This is a genomic window from Lysinibacillus sp. DFXJR4 (assembly GCF_057196045.1).
In genome coordinates this window covers 478,481-493,341 of record NZ_JBXUNW010000001.1, presented here as the reverse complement: position 1 = coordinate 493,341, position 14,861 = coordinate 478,481, and the positions used below count along the sequence as shown (strand labels likewise).

Annotated in this window: 30 protein-coding genes; 4 read left to right on the top strand and 26 right to left on the bottom strand. The window is 35.6% G+C overall.

What is annotated here, in order from left to right; genetic code table 11:
- Positions 1 to 60 precede the first annotated feature (60 nt).
- From AC2CGN_RS02435 to AC2CGN_RS02310, 26 genes are all read right to left on the bottom strand, one after another.
- A complete protein-coding gene (locus AC2CGN_RS02435) occupies positions 61 to 564 on the bottom strand; it encodes a hypothetical protein (RefSeq protein ID WP_484511914.1) in 504 nt (167 codons plus the stop codon).
- 68 nt (positions 565 to 632) lie between these two features.
- Positions 633 to 893: a hypothetical protein gene (locus AC2CGN_RS02430; RefSeq protein WP_484511912.1), complete on the bottom strand. Its 261-nt coding sequence runs from the start codon at positions 891 to 893 to the stop codon at positions 633 to 635.
- A complete protein-coding gene (locus tag AC2CGN_RS02425; RefSeq protein ID WP_484511910.1) occupies positions 878 to 1,288 on the bottom strand; it encodes a RusA family crossover junction endodeoxyribonuclease in 411 nt (136 codons plus the stop codon). Before AC2CGN_RS02425 ends, AC2CGN_RS02430 begins: the two co-directional genes overlap by 16 nt.
- Positions 1,289 to 1,361: 73 nt before the next feature.
- Positions 1,362 to 1,541 carry a helix-turn-helix transcriptional regulator gene (locus tag AC2CGN_RS02420; RefSeq protein WP_484511908.1) on the bottom strand — a complete coding sequence of 60 codons (180 nt, stop codon included), beginning with the start codon at positions 1,539 to 1,541 and terminating at the stop codon, positions 1,362 to 1,364.
- Positions 1,519 to 1,722, bottom strand: a complete 204-nt coding sequence (locus tag AC2CGN_RS02415) for a hypothetical protein (RefSeq protein WP_484511906.1) — start codon at positions 1,720 to 1,722, stop codon at positions 1,519 to 1,521. Before AC2CGN_RS02415 ends, AC2CGN_RS02420 begins: the two co-directional genes overlap by 23 nt.
- Positions 1,723 to 1,734: 12 nt before the next feature.
- Positions 1,735 to 2,241 (bottom strand): single-stranded DNA-binding protein, encoded by a 507-nt coding sequence (ssb, locus tag AC2CGN_RS02410; RefSeq protein WP_484511904.1) that lies wholly within the window; start codon positions 2,239 to 2,241, stop codon positions 1,735 to 1,737.
- Entirely contained in the window at positions 2,238 to 2,504 is a 267-nt protein-coding gene (locus AC2CGN_RS02405) for a hypothetical protein (RefSeq protein WP_484511902.1), read from the bottom strand. The genes ssb and AC2CGN_RS02405 overlap by 4 nt, the downstream gene beginning before the upstream one ends.
- Positions 2,501 to 2,689 carry a hypothetical protein gene (locus AC2CGN_RS02400; protein WP_484511900.1) on the bottom strand — a complete coding sequence of 63 codons (189 nt, stop codon included), beginning with the start codon at positions 2,687 to 2,689 and terminating at the stop codon, positions 2,501 to 2,503. The genes AC2CGN_RS02405 and AC2CGN_RS02400 overlap by 4 nt, the downstream gene beginning before the upstream one ends.
- Complete coding sequence (locus tag AC2CGN_RS02395; RefSeq protein ID WP_484511898.1) at positions 2,682 to 3,179, bottom strand: hypothetical protein; 498 nt, start codon at positions 3,177 to 3,179, stop codon at positions 2,682 to 2,684. Before AC2CGN_RS02395 ends, AC2CGN_RS02400 begins: the two co-directional genes overlap by 8 nt.
- A 197-nt stretch (positions 3,180 to 3,376) precedes the next feature.
- Positions 3,377 to 3,571, bottom strand: coding sequence for an IDEAL domain-containing protein (locus AC2CGN_RS02390; protein ID WP_484511897.1), 195 nt, complete (start codon positions 3,569 to 3,571; stop codon positions 3,377 to 3,379).
- Between the two features lie 34 nt (positions 3,572 to 3,605).
- A complete protein-coding gene (locus tag AC2CGN_RS02385) occupies positions 3,606 to 4,415 on the bottom strand; it encodes an ATP-binding protein (protein WP_484513134.1) in 810 nt (269 codons plus the stop codon).
- Positions 4,375 to 5,214, bottom strand: a complete 840-nt coding sequence (locus AC2CGN_RS02380) for a DnaD domain protein (protein WP_484511895.1) — start codon at positions 5,212 to 5,214, stop codon at positions 4,375 to 4,377. Before AC2CGN_RS02380 ends, AC2CGN_RS02385 begins: the two co-directional genes overlap by 41 nt.
- A gap of 15 nt (positions 5,215 to 5,229) precedes the next feature.
- Entirely contained in the window at positions 5,230 to 5,457 is a 228-nt protein-coding gene (locus tag AC2CGN_RS02375) for a hypothetical protein (RefSeq protein ID WP_484511893.1), read from the bottom strand.
- An 11-nt stretch (positions 5,458 to 5,468) separates the two neighbouring features.
- Positions 5,469 to 5,879 (bottom strand): hypothetical protein, encoded by a 411-nt coding sequence (locus tag AC2CGN_RS02370; protein WP_484511891.1) that lies wholly within the window; start codon positions 5,877 to 5,879, stop codon positions 5,469 to 5,471.
- A gap of 71 nt (positions 5,880 to 5,950) precedes the next feature.
- Positions 5,951 to 6,133 (bottom strand): hypothetical protein, encoded by a 183-nt coding sequence (locus AC2CGN_RS02365; protein ID WP_484511889.1) that lies wholly within the window; start codon positions 6,131 to 6,133, stop codon positions 5,951 to 5,953.
- Positions 6,134 to 6,188: 55 nt separating this feature from the next.
- The gene (locus tag AC2CGN_RS02360) at positions 6,189 to 6,665 is read right to left on the bottom strand and encodes a hypothetical protein (protein WP_484511887.1); all 477 of its coding nucleotides are present in this window, start codon (positions 6,663 to 6,665) and stop codon (positions 6,189 to 6,191) included.
- 217 nt (positions 6,666 to 6,882) lie between these two features.
- Complete coding sequence (locus tag AC2CGN_RS02355) at positions 6,883 to 7,542, bottom strand: ERF family protein (protein ID WP_484511885.1); 660 nt, start codon at positions 7,540 to 7,542, stop codon at positions 6,883 to 6,885.
- Positions 7,543 to 8,109 (bottom strand): host-nuclease inhibitor Gam family protein, encoded by a 567-nt coding sequence (locus tag AC2CGN_RS02350; RefSeq protein WP_484511883.1) that lies wholly within the window; start codon positions 8,107 to 8,109, stop codon positions 7,543 to 7,545.
- Between the two features lie 89 nt (positions 8,110 to 8,198).
- Positions 8,199 to 8,483, bottom strand: coding sequence for a hypothetical protein (locus tag AC2CGN_RS02345; RefSeq protein WP_484511881.1), 285 nt, complete (start codon positions 8,481 to 8,483; stop codon positions 8,199 to 8,201).
- The gene (locus tag AC2CGN_RS02340; RefSeq protein WP_484511879.1) at positions 8,480 to 8,764 is read right to left on the bottom strand and encodes a hypothetical protein; all 285 of its coding nucleotides are present in this window, start codon (positions 8,762 to 8,764) and stop codon (positions 8,480 to 8,482) included. Before AC2CGN_RS02340 ends, AC2CGN_RS02345 begins: the two co-directional genes overlap by 4 nt.
- A gap of 5 nt (positions 8,765 to 8,769) precedes the next feature.
- On the bottom strand, positions 8,770 to 8,904 hold the full coding sequence (locus AC2CGN_RS02335) for a hypothetical protein (protein WP_484511877.1): 135 nt from the start codon (positions 8,902 to 8,904) through the stop codon (positions 8,770 to 8,772).
- Positions 8,905 to 9,112: 208 nt separating this feature from the next.
- Positions 9,113 to 9,379: a hypothetical protein gene (locus AC2CGN_RS02330; RefSeq protein ID WP_429989716.1), complete on the bottom strand. Its 267-nt coding sequence runs from the start codon at positions 9,377 to 9,379 to the stop codon at positions 9,113 to 9,115.
- Positions 9,370 to 9,648 carry a helix-turn-helix domain-containing protein gene (locus AC2CGN_RS02325; RefSeq protein WP_429989715.1) on the bottom strand — a complete coding sequence of 93 codons (279 nt, stop codon included), beginning with the start codon at positions 9,646 to 9,648 and terminating at the stop codon, positions 9,370 to 9,372. Before AC2CGN_RS02325 ends, AC2CGN_RS02330 begins: the two co-directional genes overlap by 10 nt.
- A 213-nt stretch (positions 9,649 to 9,861) precedes the next feature.
- On the bottom strand, positions 9,862 to 10,176 hold the full coding sequence (locus AC2CGN_RS02320; protein ID WP_484511874.1) for a hypothetical protein: 315 nt from the start codon (positions 10,174 to 10,176) through the stop codon (positions 9,862 to 9,864).
- 15 nt (positions 10,177 to 10,191) lie between these two features.
- Positions 10,192 to 10,893, bottom strand: a complete 702-nt coding sequence (locus tag AC2CGN_RS02315) for an ORF6N domain-containing protein (protein ID WP_484511872.1) — start codon at positions 10,891 to 10,893, stop codon at positions 10,192 to 10,194.
- 20 nt (positions 10,894 to 10,913) lie between these two features.
- Positions 10,914 to 11,162 (bottom strand): helix-turn-helix transcriptional regulator, encoded by a 249-nt coding sequence (locus AC2CGN_RS02310; RefSeq protein WP_484511870.1) that lies wholly within the window; start codon positions 11,160 to 11,162, stop codon positions 10,914 to 10,916.
- A 156-nt stretch (positions 11,163 to 11,318) separates the two neighbouring features.
- On the opposite strand from AC2CGN_RS02310, the gene AC2CGN_RS02305 reads away from it, so the two are divergent.
- The 4 genes from AC2CGN_RS02305 (at position 11,319) to AC2CGN_RS02290 (ending at position 14,646) form a co-directional block, all read left to right on the top strand.
- On the top strand, positions 11,319 to 11,675 hold the full coding sequence (locus AC2CGN_RS02305) for a helix-turn-helix domain-containing protein (protein ID WP_484511868.1): 357 nt from the start codon (positions 11,319 to 11,321) through the stop codon (positions 11,673 to 11,675).
- Between the two features lie 95 nt (positions 11,676 to 11,770).
- A complete protein-coding gene (locus tag AC2CGN_RS02300; RefSeq protein WP_484511866.1) occupies positions 11,771 to 12,271 on the top strand; it encodes an ImmA/IrrE family metallo-endopeptidase in 501 nt (166 codons plus the stop codon).
- A 76-nt stretch (positions 12,272 to 12,347) separates the two neighbouring features.
- A complete protein-coding gene (locus AC2CGN_RS02295; protein WP_484511864.1) occupies positions 12,348 to 13,505 on the top strand; it encodes a tyrosine-type recombinase/integrase in 1,158 nt (385 codons plus the stop codon).
- A gap of 241 nt (positions 13,506 to 13,746) precedes the next feature.
- A complete protein-coding gene (locus AC2CGN_RS02290) occupies positions 13,747 to 14,646 on the top strand; it encodes a hypothetical protein (protein WP_484511862.1) in 900 nt (299 codons plus the stop codon).
- Positions 14,647 to 14,861 lie beyond the last annotated feature (215 nt).

The following is a 14,861-nucleotide window of genomic DNA, read 5'->3' as shown; positions in this document are numbered from 1 at the left end:
AATAAAATTTTCAGGATCCATACACGAACATTACCTGGTCCTCATATTGTGCAGTAATCTTTATTTATCGAAATCAGTTTCTTCCCACTTGCACCATCCATCAAAACCCTTTTCTGCTGGATCATCTTCTCTATCCTTATCTTCAACAATGCAAGCTACTTTTTTAACCTCTAAAATATATACCTGTTCATCTCCAGATAAGCTCTCTTCCATAATTGACTCCTTAGCTGCCTCATAATCAGCCAAAGCACTTTTATAAGTATCATGTAAGCTGAATTCGTTAAAAGTTGTATCATATACAGCAAACTTATCAGGTCTAAGAACTAACTTGCTATACTCTAATTCATTTGCATAGCCCTCGCTGAATGCTAATGCCAAAATACAGAATGTTTCTTTATCACCATATTTATTAATGGCTTCACTTGGAACACCTACTGCATTTAACTTTTCATGATTAATTGCATTATTTTCAACTAGAATATAAGCATCTTCTCCACCATTTTGTTCGATCACCTCTAAATTGTTTAAAATGTCTAAGATCGCTTGTTTATCAATTGTTTTCATACTTGTTACCTCCGATTTTTTATTGTTTTTTTGAACAATAGCTTTCAAATGTTCATTAAATCAGTTTTTCAACTAACAATTTTCCGTTTCCCCATTAGTCCACCAGCCCTTGGCTCAATGCGTCCAGCCATCTCTAAATCCATCACAATTAAAGCTGCATTAGCATTACTAATACGAAACTTTTTAGCTATTCGATTGATGGGAATATCTGCATTCCATAAGCTGATAAATGTTTCAATCTGCTTTAATGTAAAATCAAACTGCATATTTTCGTGTGGTTCCCCGGTGAATAAGATATATCTTTGTTCTGTTTTTATCCCTCTAGCCATTCAATTGTCACCTCTGCCCTTGGATTATCTGAATACAACTTACGAGCAACTAGCTCTGTTACTTGGCTATCGTCATACCATAAAACCTTACTAAGACCGTCTTTAATGCCCTTTACTAAATTGTCAATGTCAGGCTTAGTTGTTGGTCTTAAAACACCATCTACAGCTTGCTGATGCTTTTTCTTGCTGAATGATTTAGGTATCTTTCTATAAACAACGATACTTAGTTTTATTTCCTCAGTAATTAATTCATCAGGAGCTATTTGCGAGGCTACCAATCTCACGAATGACTTATAGTCTTTGGATTCCTTTGGATCGAATGTTCCATTTCGTGTCACTCGTGGTCTTTGTTGTGCCTGTACATCCCCTGGTATTTCAAATGTGAGTACGTTCATTTTTACCTCCTGTTAGCACTCTTAGAAGTCTGCTGATAAAACAACCTGATGCCGTTCTACCAGCAGCGTGTATTTAATCCTCAAGTTTAATGAGTTGTAATCTATTATTTACTTCACTTTTCGAACGTCTTTGATAAACACCTGACATGTAAAATCTAATAGTTTCAGGCTTAACACCACGTTCTGTAGCGATTTCATTTATTGTTCCGATGGCTACCATCTGTTCACCTTTATATAGTGCGTACTCCTTCATTTTTACGCCCCTTCGCTAACCATTTTTTCTCTACTAAAATCTGATATGGATACTTTTCATATTCATAAAACTTAACCGCGCTGATTGGTACATAAGCTGTCTTTTCTTGAAATTTAATTTGCTTTTGTAATTCTCTAAGTGTTCTGCCATACAATATTTTGCGTTTTTGTGTATTTGACATATTAATCACTCCTTAGAACGGAAGGTCATCACTGCTAACCTCAATCGGTCCCTTACTATTAGCAAATGGATCTTCATCTACCCTTGTATAACTTGGCTGGTTGTTATTACCGCCGTATTGCCCTTGTGGAGCCCCTGTATTTGCTCCATGATAATTTGTACTAGATTCGTAGTTTGATGTGCCTTGCGAGCCTCCTGTGCTGTTTTTAGAGTCAAGAAACTGTACACTGTCTGCTACAACGTTCGTAAAATAGATTTTTTGCCCATTTCTCTCGTACGAACCAGACTGTAGCTTTCCATCAATTCCAACCAGTGACCCTTTCTTGAGATAGTTAGCCGCATTCTCAGCAGCCTTACGCCAAACTTGGATATTGATAAAATCTGCTTCTCTTTCACCACTTTGATTAGCGAATGCTCTGTTAACTGCTAATGTAAATTGAGCCTTGGCAACTCCTTGTGGAGTAAAAGAAAGGTCAACGTCCTTTGTAAGTCGACCAGTAAGACAAACACGGTTTATCATGCTGTTGCCTCCTTGAAGTATTCCTTGTTGAATGTGGTATCAAAAGCTCTAAGACTGTAATTCAAATTCTCTATCAAACTTTGGAAAATGAATGTTTTCATCGCCTTTGGATTCGAAATATATACTCCATAATCCACTCCATTTAATGCTCTGAATGGCACTACACAATACCCCTTGGATTTAGTAAAACCTTTTTCAATCAACACATTTTTATAAGCTTGAGCTTTTTTAATATTGTTCTTTTTTCTCTGACGTCGTTTCATGCAGCCTTCGCCCCTTCTAGTTTTTCAATCGCATAATCCATAGCCTCATCCTGTGTATCGAACCCTTTAAGCTTTCGCAGGTCCTCGAGATTCTGATAAAACCCCATCGCATTTTCGTTGTACTGGTATTTCTTGTAGAGCCCTACATGCAGGACCATTTGATCTATAAAATATTGTTCATTCATGAGCTTCACCACCTAGTGCCTGATGTGCATCCGTTACAATTTCCGCCAAAGGTCTAGCATCATTTGTAGTAGACCAATAATCTATAAATTCTTTTACTACTTCACGCAACAGTATCATCTTTTTTTCTTGTTCTACTACCAAATCACACAATTGACCATACCCAGCAACGTTTTCCAAAGGGAATAAATGTTTTACTTTTTTAGATTGTTCTCGAACAAACTCGTCAGTTACTTGATAAACGTGGATTTGATTGTTTAACCTCTCAACCTCCGTAACAAGTGCTGGAACATCTGTAATCGCATGTTTAATAAATTCTGTATCACCATCATTCAAACAATCGTAATTTTCGTTACCTGTTTGGCAAATGACGTAAGCTTCGTCAGGATTAAATATGTCATTATGTCCTTCGAATGTTCCTTCACTTTCCCAAGGCCCAGGAGTTGCCTTTGCCACTCGTTCTTTAATAGCATTCAACTGTTCTTGATTCATTCCCAATGCCCCTTTTCACTTGATTTTCCGAATACGTCAACACACGCTTAGGCATCCCATACATTTTGCCAACTTCATCCCTTGTCAAGCCGTGTTCTAACCTACAATGAATTTTTGTGATGATGCTGCCTATGTGATTGCAACCAGGTACAGGACATTTCAACAACTCGCTACTCGGTGCATACCAGTTAAATTTTTCAGCCATTTACATCACTCCCCACCAGTTTGTTAAAAGCCTCACGATCGCCAGTAGCTAAAGCCTTGTCAATGGCATTCATCTTATGGAAATCATTTATTTCATTCATAAGTTCATTCGTTTCTTTTTCGCGTTGTTCTCTGTGAAGTTCCTTCGCCGCCTCTGCTACATTACTTACAAGCTTCCAAAAGTCCATCCTTCACCCTCCATCAAGGGGCTGTTGCCCCTCATTATTTCAACCGCCAATCAATACCTTCCGTTTCTAAAACCTCACCATTTTTATCTAGTAATCTACTAGCCCCTGCATATCCAATACGCTCGGCTATAGTAGCTCTATCTTCATTGCTATTAAAAATGATGGGTAATTTACGTTTATAACGTTCGTCAATAATGTGGTAATACAAACCTTCGCGGGCTTCCGTCCACTTTGCTTTTCCGACATCATCCCAAACGAGTACATCTGCTGATAACACATTGTTCAATAGCCCGTAATACGTTTCGCTATTGTCATCCATTCTTTTAGCAGCCATCATTTCATCCATGAATGAAACATCTGATACAACTAGCACATTAAAGCCTTTTTTAATCAATTGTTTGGATAAAGCAATCTGTAAATGCGTCTTACCTATACCGAAGTTATTATGTCGATTCTTTAGCTCTAATCGTTCATTAGGTGGTAAAGAGCGTATACGCTGTTCCCCAATAGTTGCTATAAAACCAATGTTTTGAGCCCCTTGCTTTTTTAGTGCCTCACGATCAACAGGAAATGATTCTAAGTAGTCCTTAACCATCGAGAACATTCGCTGTTGCATATCCGTTTCTCGAACATAATTATCAAATTTGGCATGTACAAATTCCTCTGGAATCAATGCATTTTTAAATCTACGTTTCCAACTATTAACCTCTCGGCAATCACAAGGTTTATGAATCTCATATTTTTGGTTCCCTTTTTCTTCGTAATGAGAGAAAACGAACTCTGTTCCATTACATTTAGGGCATTTATCCTCCCCAGGCTTGTTTGTCTCGTTCGAGCTGTTCATAGAAGGCATCGATGCTTGTTCCTGCATGAACTTTAGAATTTGCTGAAACCGATCCTTTTGCATTTTGTCCTTTAGTGATTCCATTAGGCTTAGCCTCCTTTACTAACCAGTCGGCATAAGTATTGATGCCTTTTTCGATAGACCAGTTACGTAAAATACCTTCTACATATTCGATACTTGATTTTCCTAAATCAGCAGTAAGTTTAATCGCTTCGATAACGAGTAAATGGTCTGGATATAAATCAAGAAGTTTGTCCATCTTTCGATGATCCGTAAAGTTACTGATTCGGATTGTTGTATCAAAGCAATTTTTAATCTCTAGAAACAGATTGACCGACTGACTCTCTTCTCTCTCTTTCAGTACTTGGTTATTATCAGTATTTGGTTTATTCAATACTTGGTTATTATCAGTACTTAGTAGTGGCGGATTTCCCACTGGTGGTTTTTCCATCAATGGGTTTTCCACTGGTGGAATTTCCACTAGTGGCTTTTCCGTTTGTGGAAAAGGTACTTCGTGAACTATCGTCTCCCAAGACACAATTCTCTTGGTTTTTTCATCTTTGATCGCCTTACGCTCAACATAACCATTATCTTTAAGCTCTTTAAATCCACTCTTGAAAGAATCTTTGCCATCTGTTGAATGAGTAATTAACTCGTCCATATAAAACACCCAATCATCTGGCATTGAAAGCATGTACGCCATTATGCCTTTAGCTTTCCAAGATAGCCGGTTATCGTTCAATGCCGTTCGATTCATCACTACATAGTTGCTATTCTTAGCTACTCGGATGATGCCCATTTGCCCTCACCTCTCCTAGAATGGCAGTGGTGTGCCATCAATAAATAAATAACTAACATTTTTATCATGAATTACAGCTTCTACAGCTAAAGATTGCAGTTCTTTATAAGTCGCATTATTGATTTGTTGAATAAATTTAAAAGCTGTGTTTGTATCTAGTTGTTGATTATTTTTTTGAGCAATAATTTCTTTGATGATTTCTTTTCGAATTAGTTCAAGTTTTAATTTAATTGTTTTATTCATGATCCATCCTCCTAGTAAGTTTTCACTGGCTCCCAACCATTCGCTTCACATGATAGGTTGAATTTATCTACCAGCATGTCAATGTTCACTGGTTCGTAAGTTTTAAGCCATTCCGTTACGTCAAAACTGATAAATGCTTGATTACCATATTTTTTAAACATACCTCGCTTATGTGTCTCTGATAACAAACGCACTTCTTCGACATCTTCTGGACCTGGCTTTTGACGATCATTACGAACGATGATGAAAGCATCTTGGATATCATCCAATGTTACGTCTCCATCAGGATCACTGAAATCTGCTACTTCAATATCTGCTGCTAAATAACGACCTTCTTTGTTGCGGTGTTTTAACACAATGACAGGAATGGTTGAAATAACTTCATCCTCTCCACCAAAGATGTTTTGTTGAAATACTTTCATGGTTCGGCCTCCATATTTTCAATATTCAAATTTTTAATCACAGACTTATTCACAATCTTCAGTAAGGCTTTTTAAACTGCATCGACTGTTTCAATATTTATCAGTTGTCGAGACATGCACATTCTATGATTCACTTCACGTATAGCACGTTCTTTAGCTTCTTCTTCATTCGATGCCCATACATTTTCAGTGCCGTTATAATTAAAGTCCATTCCTCTAGCGTTCCATGTAACTTTGTAATCACGATTCTTCATTTTTACTTCACCTCATCAAGTTATTTTCCTTTAAACACGACTTTCAGAATGTGCATTAATGAAAATCGACAGCCCCATTTTCCGAAGCCATTTCAAAAGCTTTTTTCCAAGATTGATATTTATTAAACCACCAATCTCCATCCTTGAACGTTTCTGCAAATTCTTTAGCTTTAGCTTCATTTTTTTTGAAATCATCTGCTAATTTTCTTGAAATAACAAACCCAATTACCCCTTCGTTATCAGCAAAATTTATCAATTCATTAAAATCCGAACCACATGCAAATTTAGCAAGTTTTGATCTCCACATGTTGTATCCACTATAACTACCTGCACGGAATGTGAAATCCTCTTCCCATGTATATACAGTATTTGAGTTGATTCCTTCTCCTCGTCCAGGGAAATGCTTTTCAGACCATTCCATACTTGCACCTGGTTTCCATTCTGTATCCCAATTTTCAAATTCTCCGTATTCATCAAATTTGGGTTTTTCGACAACCTTTAAATTTTTGTAAGCAGTAATATCTAATCCCATTGTTTATTCCTCCATGAAATATTTATTTGTTACGCATTTCCTTTCATAAAAACCCATCTAACTTCTCACAAACCGCAAAACTACCACTCACTTTGATAATTCGATAGTTTGGATACCTGGTCATGTAATCCAGCACCAAGCGTCTGAGACCATTGTTATCCTTCGCCCGCTCAAATATCCAAGCAGGCAGAAGGACTTTGTGGGGTGCGTTATTCATCTATCCAACCTGTGATTGAACTTTTGGTTGTAATTGATTAATAAAATCAATCATTTGACTTGCTTGAGTACGTGTCAGTGATTTATTTTCAACATTTGCTGGAATGTTCAATGACTGTTTTGCATAGTCAGTTACTTGAGAAACCTCAGTATTTGTACGCTTTGCTGCTGTATTGATAGATGAATTTAAAGCTTTCAACTGTGGTTCTGTTATCAGGTTATTATTTTGCGCCCCTTGCTGTTTAGATTGTGTATTTTGGTTAGGTAGTTGAGCACTATTGCCATCATCGTCCTCATCACTTGTGATTCCAAATATCGCTGATAGCGAATAGCGTTTCAAATAAGTAATGACTGAACCAGCACCCTGTGCATCCTGTTTAGCTGGCGTAGCGAAAATCGGTTCTGATTCAATCCATTCTCCTGATTCGTGCATCAGTAGTGTCATTACGCCTACACGTCCATTTACATCGTTTAAAGGGAATTGAATGAATGACAATCCAAACTCTCCTGAAGTCTCTGTAATAGCCTCTACAACGTTTTCTAGAGGTACATATTTAGATTTAAAGAAAGGGTTGTCCCTATCTTTAAGAGGCTGTTTAACCTTTGCTTGAAACTGAGACAAAGCTTTAGCTAATGCCGCAATAGATTCTGACTTTTTCATTTAGTCATCCACCTCCACTTTAAATGTTGTATTTCTAGGTTTCACTGTTACCCCTGGTACAGCTTGTCCATTTGCATCCACTACGATTTGCTCATCACCTCGTTGAACTACACTCAATGTTTTTTTGAGTTCTCCCCACTGTAATTTTCGAATAGTGTCCACTTCAGCATAAGGTAATTGATTCGATACAACATAATGGAGTATAGCTTTATCATCCAATCTTTCTGGTTGAGCTTCATGAGTGAAAGACCGTACTCGTCCATGGGGAGTCGTAATGCTTTTTTGTTCAGGATCAGCAACTAGAACATGGGAATGATATTCAAAAATTTTATGTTCAAAATAGTTAACATCACTAATCAATCCAGCACTTGCTTCTTTTTCCCAAGCGTTAATACGCTCTCGCTCAGCATCAGCTAATGATTTAATTTCTTTTAATTTAGCGTTGGCTGCATTGATTTTTCGTAATACCCAATTCAATCCATTGATGTCTTTAATGATGTACATCTGTTTTTCATGTGGTTGCATTTCATAGAGTTCCTGTAGTTCAGTTTCCTGCAACAAATTCATAAGATACCTCCTTCGATTTGTATTTATTGCGCCCATGCGTTATAATGAGCGCAAATATAAATTTTGTTTAAGCCACTCTGCCAAGTGGTTTATTTTTTTGTATGAGCAAATCCATAATGCTCCTCCACATAAGCAATGACCTCAAGATCACTCATGTCGTACGTTGAATCATCCCTGTATCCAGCAGCCAAGTAATCACTGATATTTTCGATATGGATGAACGCATCACCAATTTCGAAGTACACATCACCGCATGCTATGAAACTACCAAAATCATCGTGCATCTCGAAGGTTACAACAGGCTCATAACGAGGCGTTGGATACTCAATGCGACCAAGTACCATTGGATTTTCTACCTCTGCAAGTACATTCACGCTATCGCCTCACCCTCACGTTCCCAACAGACAAATGAAATTCCATTTTTAACAATTCTGAAATGAGTCCACTGTGCACCATCATGACCTATCGTTTTTTCTTCATCACAGATACCTAGTTTTTGAATAGTTTCTTTTTGGTGCAAATTCACAAGAATATCAGCGTTATCTAGTGCCCCGTAGTTGTATTGAACACTCAAAACATTTTTATGCGGAATACCATGTTGCTCTAAAACCAGTGGTAATTCAGCAATCTTAGATACTGCATTAGCTAATTTCATACATATCAATCCTTTCGATTATTTTGATGGCATCCCATCAAGCAGCCTGCAAATTCCAATGAGGATACGGCTAACCAACCATTTGCAAACTGCTTGACGAGAGCGAGATTGTTCTCGCAAGCGTCTATATTTGTTGACATTTTCCTTTTTAATGTTTTATATTTACAATATCCATGTGCTGTTTAACAGGTAACTGTTAGGCAGCTTTTATTTGATAACATGATGTGCTATAATGGATTTGTATATGATAGTCGCTGTTTAATCGATGCATCCGATTAAGCAGCTTTTTTATTGCTATAGAAATACAATAAAATCAGCCTTTGTTTAAGCGTCATATGCTTCCATGCTCTAACTTTGATACGCATATTTTTTAATCACCTCACTAAGTAACCCTCTATCTTGTAAATCTTTAATCACCCAAAGGAAATTTTGTTGATCAAGTAAATGAGCTTTTAATCTTTCGATTTCGTATGTTGTTTTCTTAATTTTTCTCATGCATTCTGCTGAAAGATCGTATTCCCCACGCTTGTTATGCACTCCTATTGCTACTAACAAATCCTCATTGCAAGCCTCTAACATGGCTATTTTCAGTTTTAATTTTTCTACTATATCCATATAAAGAACCCTCCTATAAATGCTGGTACTAATTGAAGTAATTGAGATACTAGACTCATGTCAATGTTTAACATCATCGCAACCATTACATCCATTGCGTTTGTACTTTGCGCTATTTGTAACAGTGTATTAACATCGCAAGTGATTTTATTTTTCTCAAGACGACTTACAGTCGATTGCGACAAGTTATTGTTTAACGCTAGTTCCTCCTGCGACCAGCGCTTTTTCTTCCTGCACTCTTTAATGATTTCGCCCACGTCTATATTCATTTATTTCACCTTCCGATTATGCAGTTTTTGCATAATGCACACCCTGCATAGTAAGTAATTGTATAACTTGGTAATATTGAGACAAGAGGTAGTTGCCCCTACCTCTTTTACTAGATTGGTAGTTTGACTTGAGGCCATTTGCCCTGGCCTCTCCTAACTTCAAAATTTATCGTTTTATCACACATGTACCTGTCCGGGGTAATTGTGTTATTTTTAATTCCATTCATTCACAATGATTTTTTCTATTACTTGGATTGTTGGCTCGTATAACCAAATCCTTTTACTATGCGGTCCTCGTTGACGTTGATGTTGTTTAACTCGTGGATCATTTAAAATGTTTTTTTCTAAGAAATCCCGTTCAAATGGAAGAATTTCTTTTAACTGTTCCAAATCAATAAACAGTACCTTTGGTCGAGTTATTTCACGTATATACTTATCGAAAATCTCTTCTATTTTCTCTTTTGGAAAACCAGCATTTTCAAAAATTTTTTGAATTAAAAAATTATCATTTTGTTGTGTTTTAATCATAGTATCCCTCCAAAATTAAGATACTTTTCGCGGAACCCAGGAACGAATATAATTGATGACTGTCTGCAATTCTTGTATACGAACATCCTTATAACTAGCAACTGCAAAACGGTCTTTAATTTCACGATGTAATTCCCTAAACAATTTTGGTCGAATAGTTGTATCACTTTCGATCTCGTAAACTTTTATAGCAACTTCCTTTTGTACTGCGCGTTGTTCACCTGAAGTTAAAGTAATTTGTTCTTCAACTTTTTCGTTGATAATGGAAAGTTCTTTCCGGATTTCATGTTGTTCTATTTTGATAGCTTGTGTATCTTCAACTAAATCTGCTGTAGTTCGTAAAACAGTTACGAGTGCTTGTTCTTTGGATAAAGGAACAACATTTTCTTTGATGGTGTAGTATTCATCTACAAGCATTTCATATGCGTCCCAAGCTTTATCAGTATTTAGAGATTTTGCATGTAGCCAGGCTCCTTTTTCAGTCCAAAGATATAGTGAAGATACGAATTTTAGGCTTTCATCAATTTGATGAATGGCTTTGAATTGTTTCAAAATTTCGCCAGTTAGATAAATAAAATGTTTACCTTCTTTGTAACGATCCTTGTTACGAGTGAAATTGTTCGAAATTACTTTTACATCAGCTTCATAATTTTCTGCTAATTGGTTTGTTGTTAAAACTCGACGGTTGTCATGTACGATGATTTGTAATTGATTCACATTTATTCCTCCTTAAAATTTCATCCAACACAACAAAATGTTGTGTTGTTATTCAAAAAAATTTTTGATGGCTCCATATCAAATAATGCTGATATAGCTAATGCAACATCTAAAGATGGCGTTCTTACACCTTGTTCAATCATTCCATAATAGCTTTCAGTTATTGATATACCATAATCATTTAACAATTTTTCTACTACATCTTTTTGTAACCAATTATTTTGTTTTCTGGCGTTAATAAGAGTAAACCGACGCTTTGTTGTTTCCAAAATCGCACCTCCCAACTTTTTGTTGTCTTCATATTACCCAACAAAAAGTTGTTTGTCAATAGAAAACTAGATATTTTGTTGTTTTTTATTTTTATTTATCTACTTACCCAACAAATAGTTGTATAATGAAGATACATATTTAAAAGAGGTGTAATTATGTCTAATGTACCGCAAAGGCTTAAAGAGTTAAGAAAAGAAGCTAAATTAACACAAGCAGATGTTGCTAAATTCTTAAATATTTCTGAAAGTGCATACGGTTACTATGAGCAAGGCCGCAATGAAATTTCGATTAGTAGTATTCAAAAGTTAGCAGAAAAGTACGATGTTAGTGTTGCATATATAATGTGCGAAACAAATGAAAAACAACCTTTTGATATAGATGAGTCTGCTTTTCGAGCTTTCGCTAACAGTCCAGAATTACAGGTCTTTTATAAAGAACTTCCTAAATCTGATGAAGAATCTGTTCGTCGTTTGCGTGACATTTGGGAAATTATAAAACATGAGAAAAAATAATAATTTTGTTTTTAGCCCTTCTTCCTAGAAGTGGGGTTTTATTGTAAATTAAATAAGAACATACGTTTTATTACAAAGAGTTTGGGGATGGTTTAATGTCGTATTCTACATACACAGAAGATTTTATCGAAGGTCTATATACAAAGTTAGGTATTTTGATACCACATCAACTAGATTTAAATGAAATTGCCTACAAGTTAGGCATTCTAGTTTATTTTTGGGATAATCCTAGTCAAGTTTTATTTTTAGGTGGCCGAGCTTATATTTTTTTAGACCAAGATTTATCTCCTAAACAATTGTGGCAAGATTTTTGTCATGAACTTTGTCATGTTTTATTTCATAGTGGTAGCCAGGAAAAGATGCCATACTCATGGATTGAGTATCAAGAATGGAAAGCCAATAATTTCGTGTTACAAGCATGTGTACCAACATTTATGTTGAACAATATTAACTTACCGGTAAACGAGGATAAAGCTATTCAACTAATTCAAGAGCTATTCAATGTTGAATGGGATTTAGCTTATAAAAGATTAGAACAATATAAAAATAATAAATTTATATTTGAATTAGATTCAAAAGCAACAAAAAAGTACTGAAAGGAGTGATGTTGAATTAGTCTAAGATTATCGTTTCCTCTTAGATACCTGTCCGGGGATTACTGAGGTGAAAAGGATGGCTAGACAACAATATAACAAAACAAAAAAAGAACATATTTATTGGTATAAGGATGGTAAGATGAAGAAGTTTGCATTCCGTTACCGTTATTACGACACATCTGGTGCTCGCAAAGAGAAAAGTAGAAATGGATTTGAAACTGAAAAAGCTGCTGAACTAGCATTAACGCAATTGAAGGCAGACATTTTATCTGGAAATCTTGCAAAAGTTGAAAATCAGGGTTTAACAATGGAAGAATGGCTAAACATGTGGTATCAAGCAAATCATCCTAAATGGAAAGTAAGTACTCAACATTTGTATAAATACTATATTGAGCATCATATCCTACCTTCATTACGACATTTGAAGCTAAATAATCTAACGAAAACATCCTATCAAGACTATATTAATAATCTACTAAAAGATTTTTCACAGTCTACAGTATACGGTGTCCATGCTGTGTTAAATCATGCTATTAATGCTGCAGTAGATGATGAAATACTAACTCGTAATAAAATTTCCAAAGTTATTATTCCTAAGGATATTCATAAACCTTTTGAAGAGAAACATTTAGATTTGCATGAAATTGAAGAATTGCTAACCTACATTAAAAGGAATGAAGGATTTACTCATTTTGTATTAATTTTAACTCTTGTTTCTACTGGAATCAGAAAAGGTGAAGCGTCTGGTTTAAAATGGAATGATATTGATTTTGAAAGTAATATCATTACTATTCAAAGAACTAGAGATCACTTAGGAACTCGTTCGACAAAAAGCTGGAATAGTATGAGAAAAATTGATGTAGGTAATCACCTAGTATCTTATTTAGAAAAATATAAAATCTGGTCTAAGAAAAAATTTCTTGAGCATGGAAAAGTATTAGCTGAGGATGATTATATTTTTATTAACGAAAAACTATTAGAGCCTATTTCCAGACAATTCCCTAATTACATTTTAGAACGTGCTTTTGAGGCAGGAGTTATAAAAAAAATCACACCCCACATGTTAAGGCACTCTTGCGCTTCCGTTTTAATTTCTCAAGGCATTCCTATAACTACTGTTGCAAAAATGTTGGGGGATTCTGTAGAAATGATCTTAAAGGTTTATGCTCATTCTTTACGAGAAAAAGAGAAGGAAGTTGTAAAAGTAATGGACACATTACTGAAGTTTGGATGATTTATTGTATTTTGGGGTACAAATTGGGGTACGCATTAAATGGGTACCTTTCTCCCCCTTATATATCAACACAATTCCACTTATTACAACTTATATTTTTCTTAAGAGTTAAAGGGGGAAGCTTTCACATAATTGATGCTATTGATTTTTTCCTACATAAAATAGGCATACAAATGCTTCCAGCAGAATAGAAACCTATATAGAGGTCATTTTTTTCGAAAATTAAAGTGGGGTGTAAAGGATGCTGAAACTACATGATACAAAAGAAATGGTACTCGGAATTGTACAACATGACCCATTATTTGTTATCTTACAACAAGAACCGCATTTAGAAGAAACTCTTTATAATGATGCTTATTTAGCACATATTAAAGAATCAAGTTATTATTCTATTTCAGAAGTAGCTGGTTGGTTTGACATCACTGATGCGATGCTTCGGTACTATATTAAACCATTTGAACAGTACATTTTTAATGATGCTACAATTAGCCCAAACACCAATATTCGTTTAAATCTTTCTGCCATTTTAAGACTTCGGATGATTTTATTATTAAAGGACAAGCACCGTGTCAAAGGTCTAAAACATTTACTAGGGATGGATGATAATGGTCAACTTCCCAACCATCAAATAACTGCAACAACGATGACGAATGATGATTTAGCCAATAAAGTTGATGTTCTCGGTAATGTTCTACAGCAGATAATCCAAACAGGACTCTTTACCATTCAGCCAAATGAAGAGCAGGGGGCCTTACAGGTAACCATTAATCAAGAATTTCTTACACAAAAAGTTCAATTACTATCCGCTGAGTCAAGTTCTTTTGAAGACATACAAAAAGAAACAGCTGAACTGAAACAAGAAAACGAAAATTTACAAAAACAAATTCAAGAGCTGCAGGAAGGAAACGTGAAGACCATCGTCCAAAAAATACGGGAGCGTCATATTGAGAATGAAATTGTTTCCAAATTGCGCACAGAGGCCCTACAGCAATTCTCTCAGGAAAGAAAAGTAGGCTTTTTCGCAAAAATGTTTCGTTCCTCTCAAATTGAGCTAGAAAAAGAGCAATTTACATTGAGCTATATTTCAAAGAATTTAGAAGAACGCTTAGAAGCAACATTGAATAATTATTATGGAAAGTAGATTAGACGTTTGCAAAAAAGTTTTAACTCCTCAGGGTAATCCTACGAAGGTTTTGTCCACATGGAAATAATAATTTCTGCCTTCGTCCCCCACCCTGTGGAGTTCCACAAGTTTGTTCTTCATTTTTTAACAATCCTCTTTTGTTCTTCCCTATCTATATCTCTAGAAAAATTATCCACCAATTTTATTGACCAACCCGGTCAATGCGTATATAA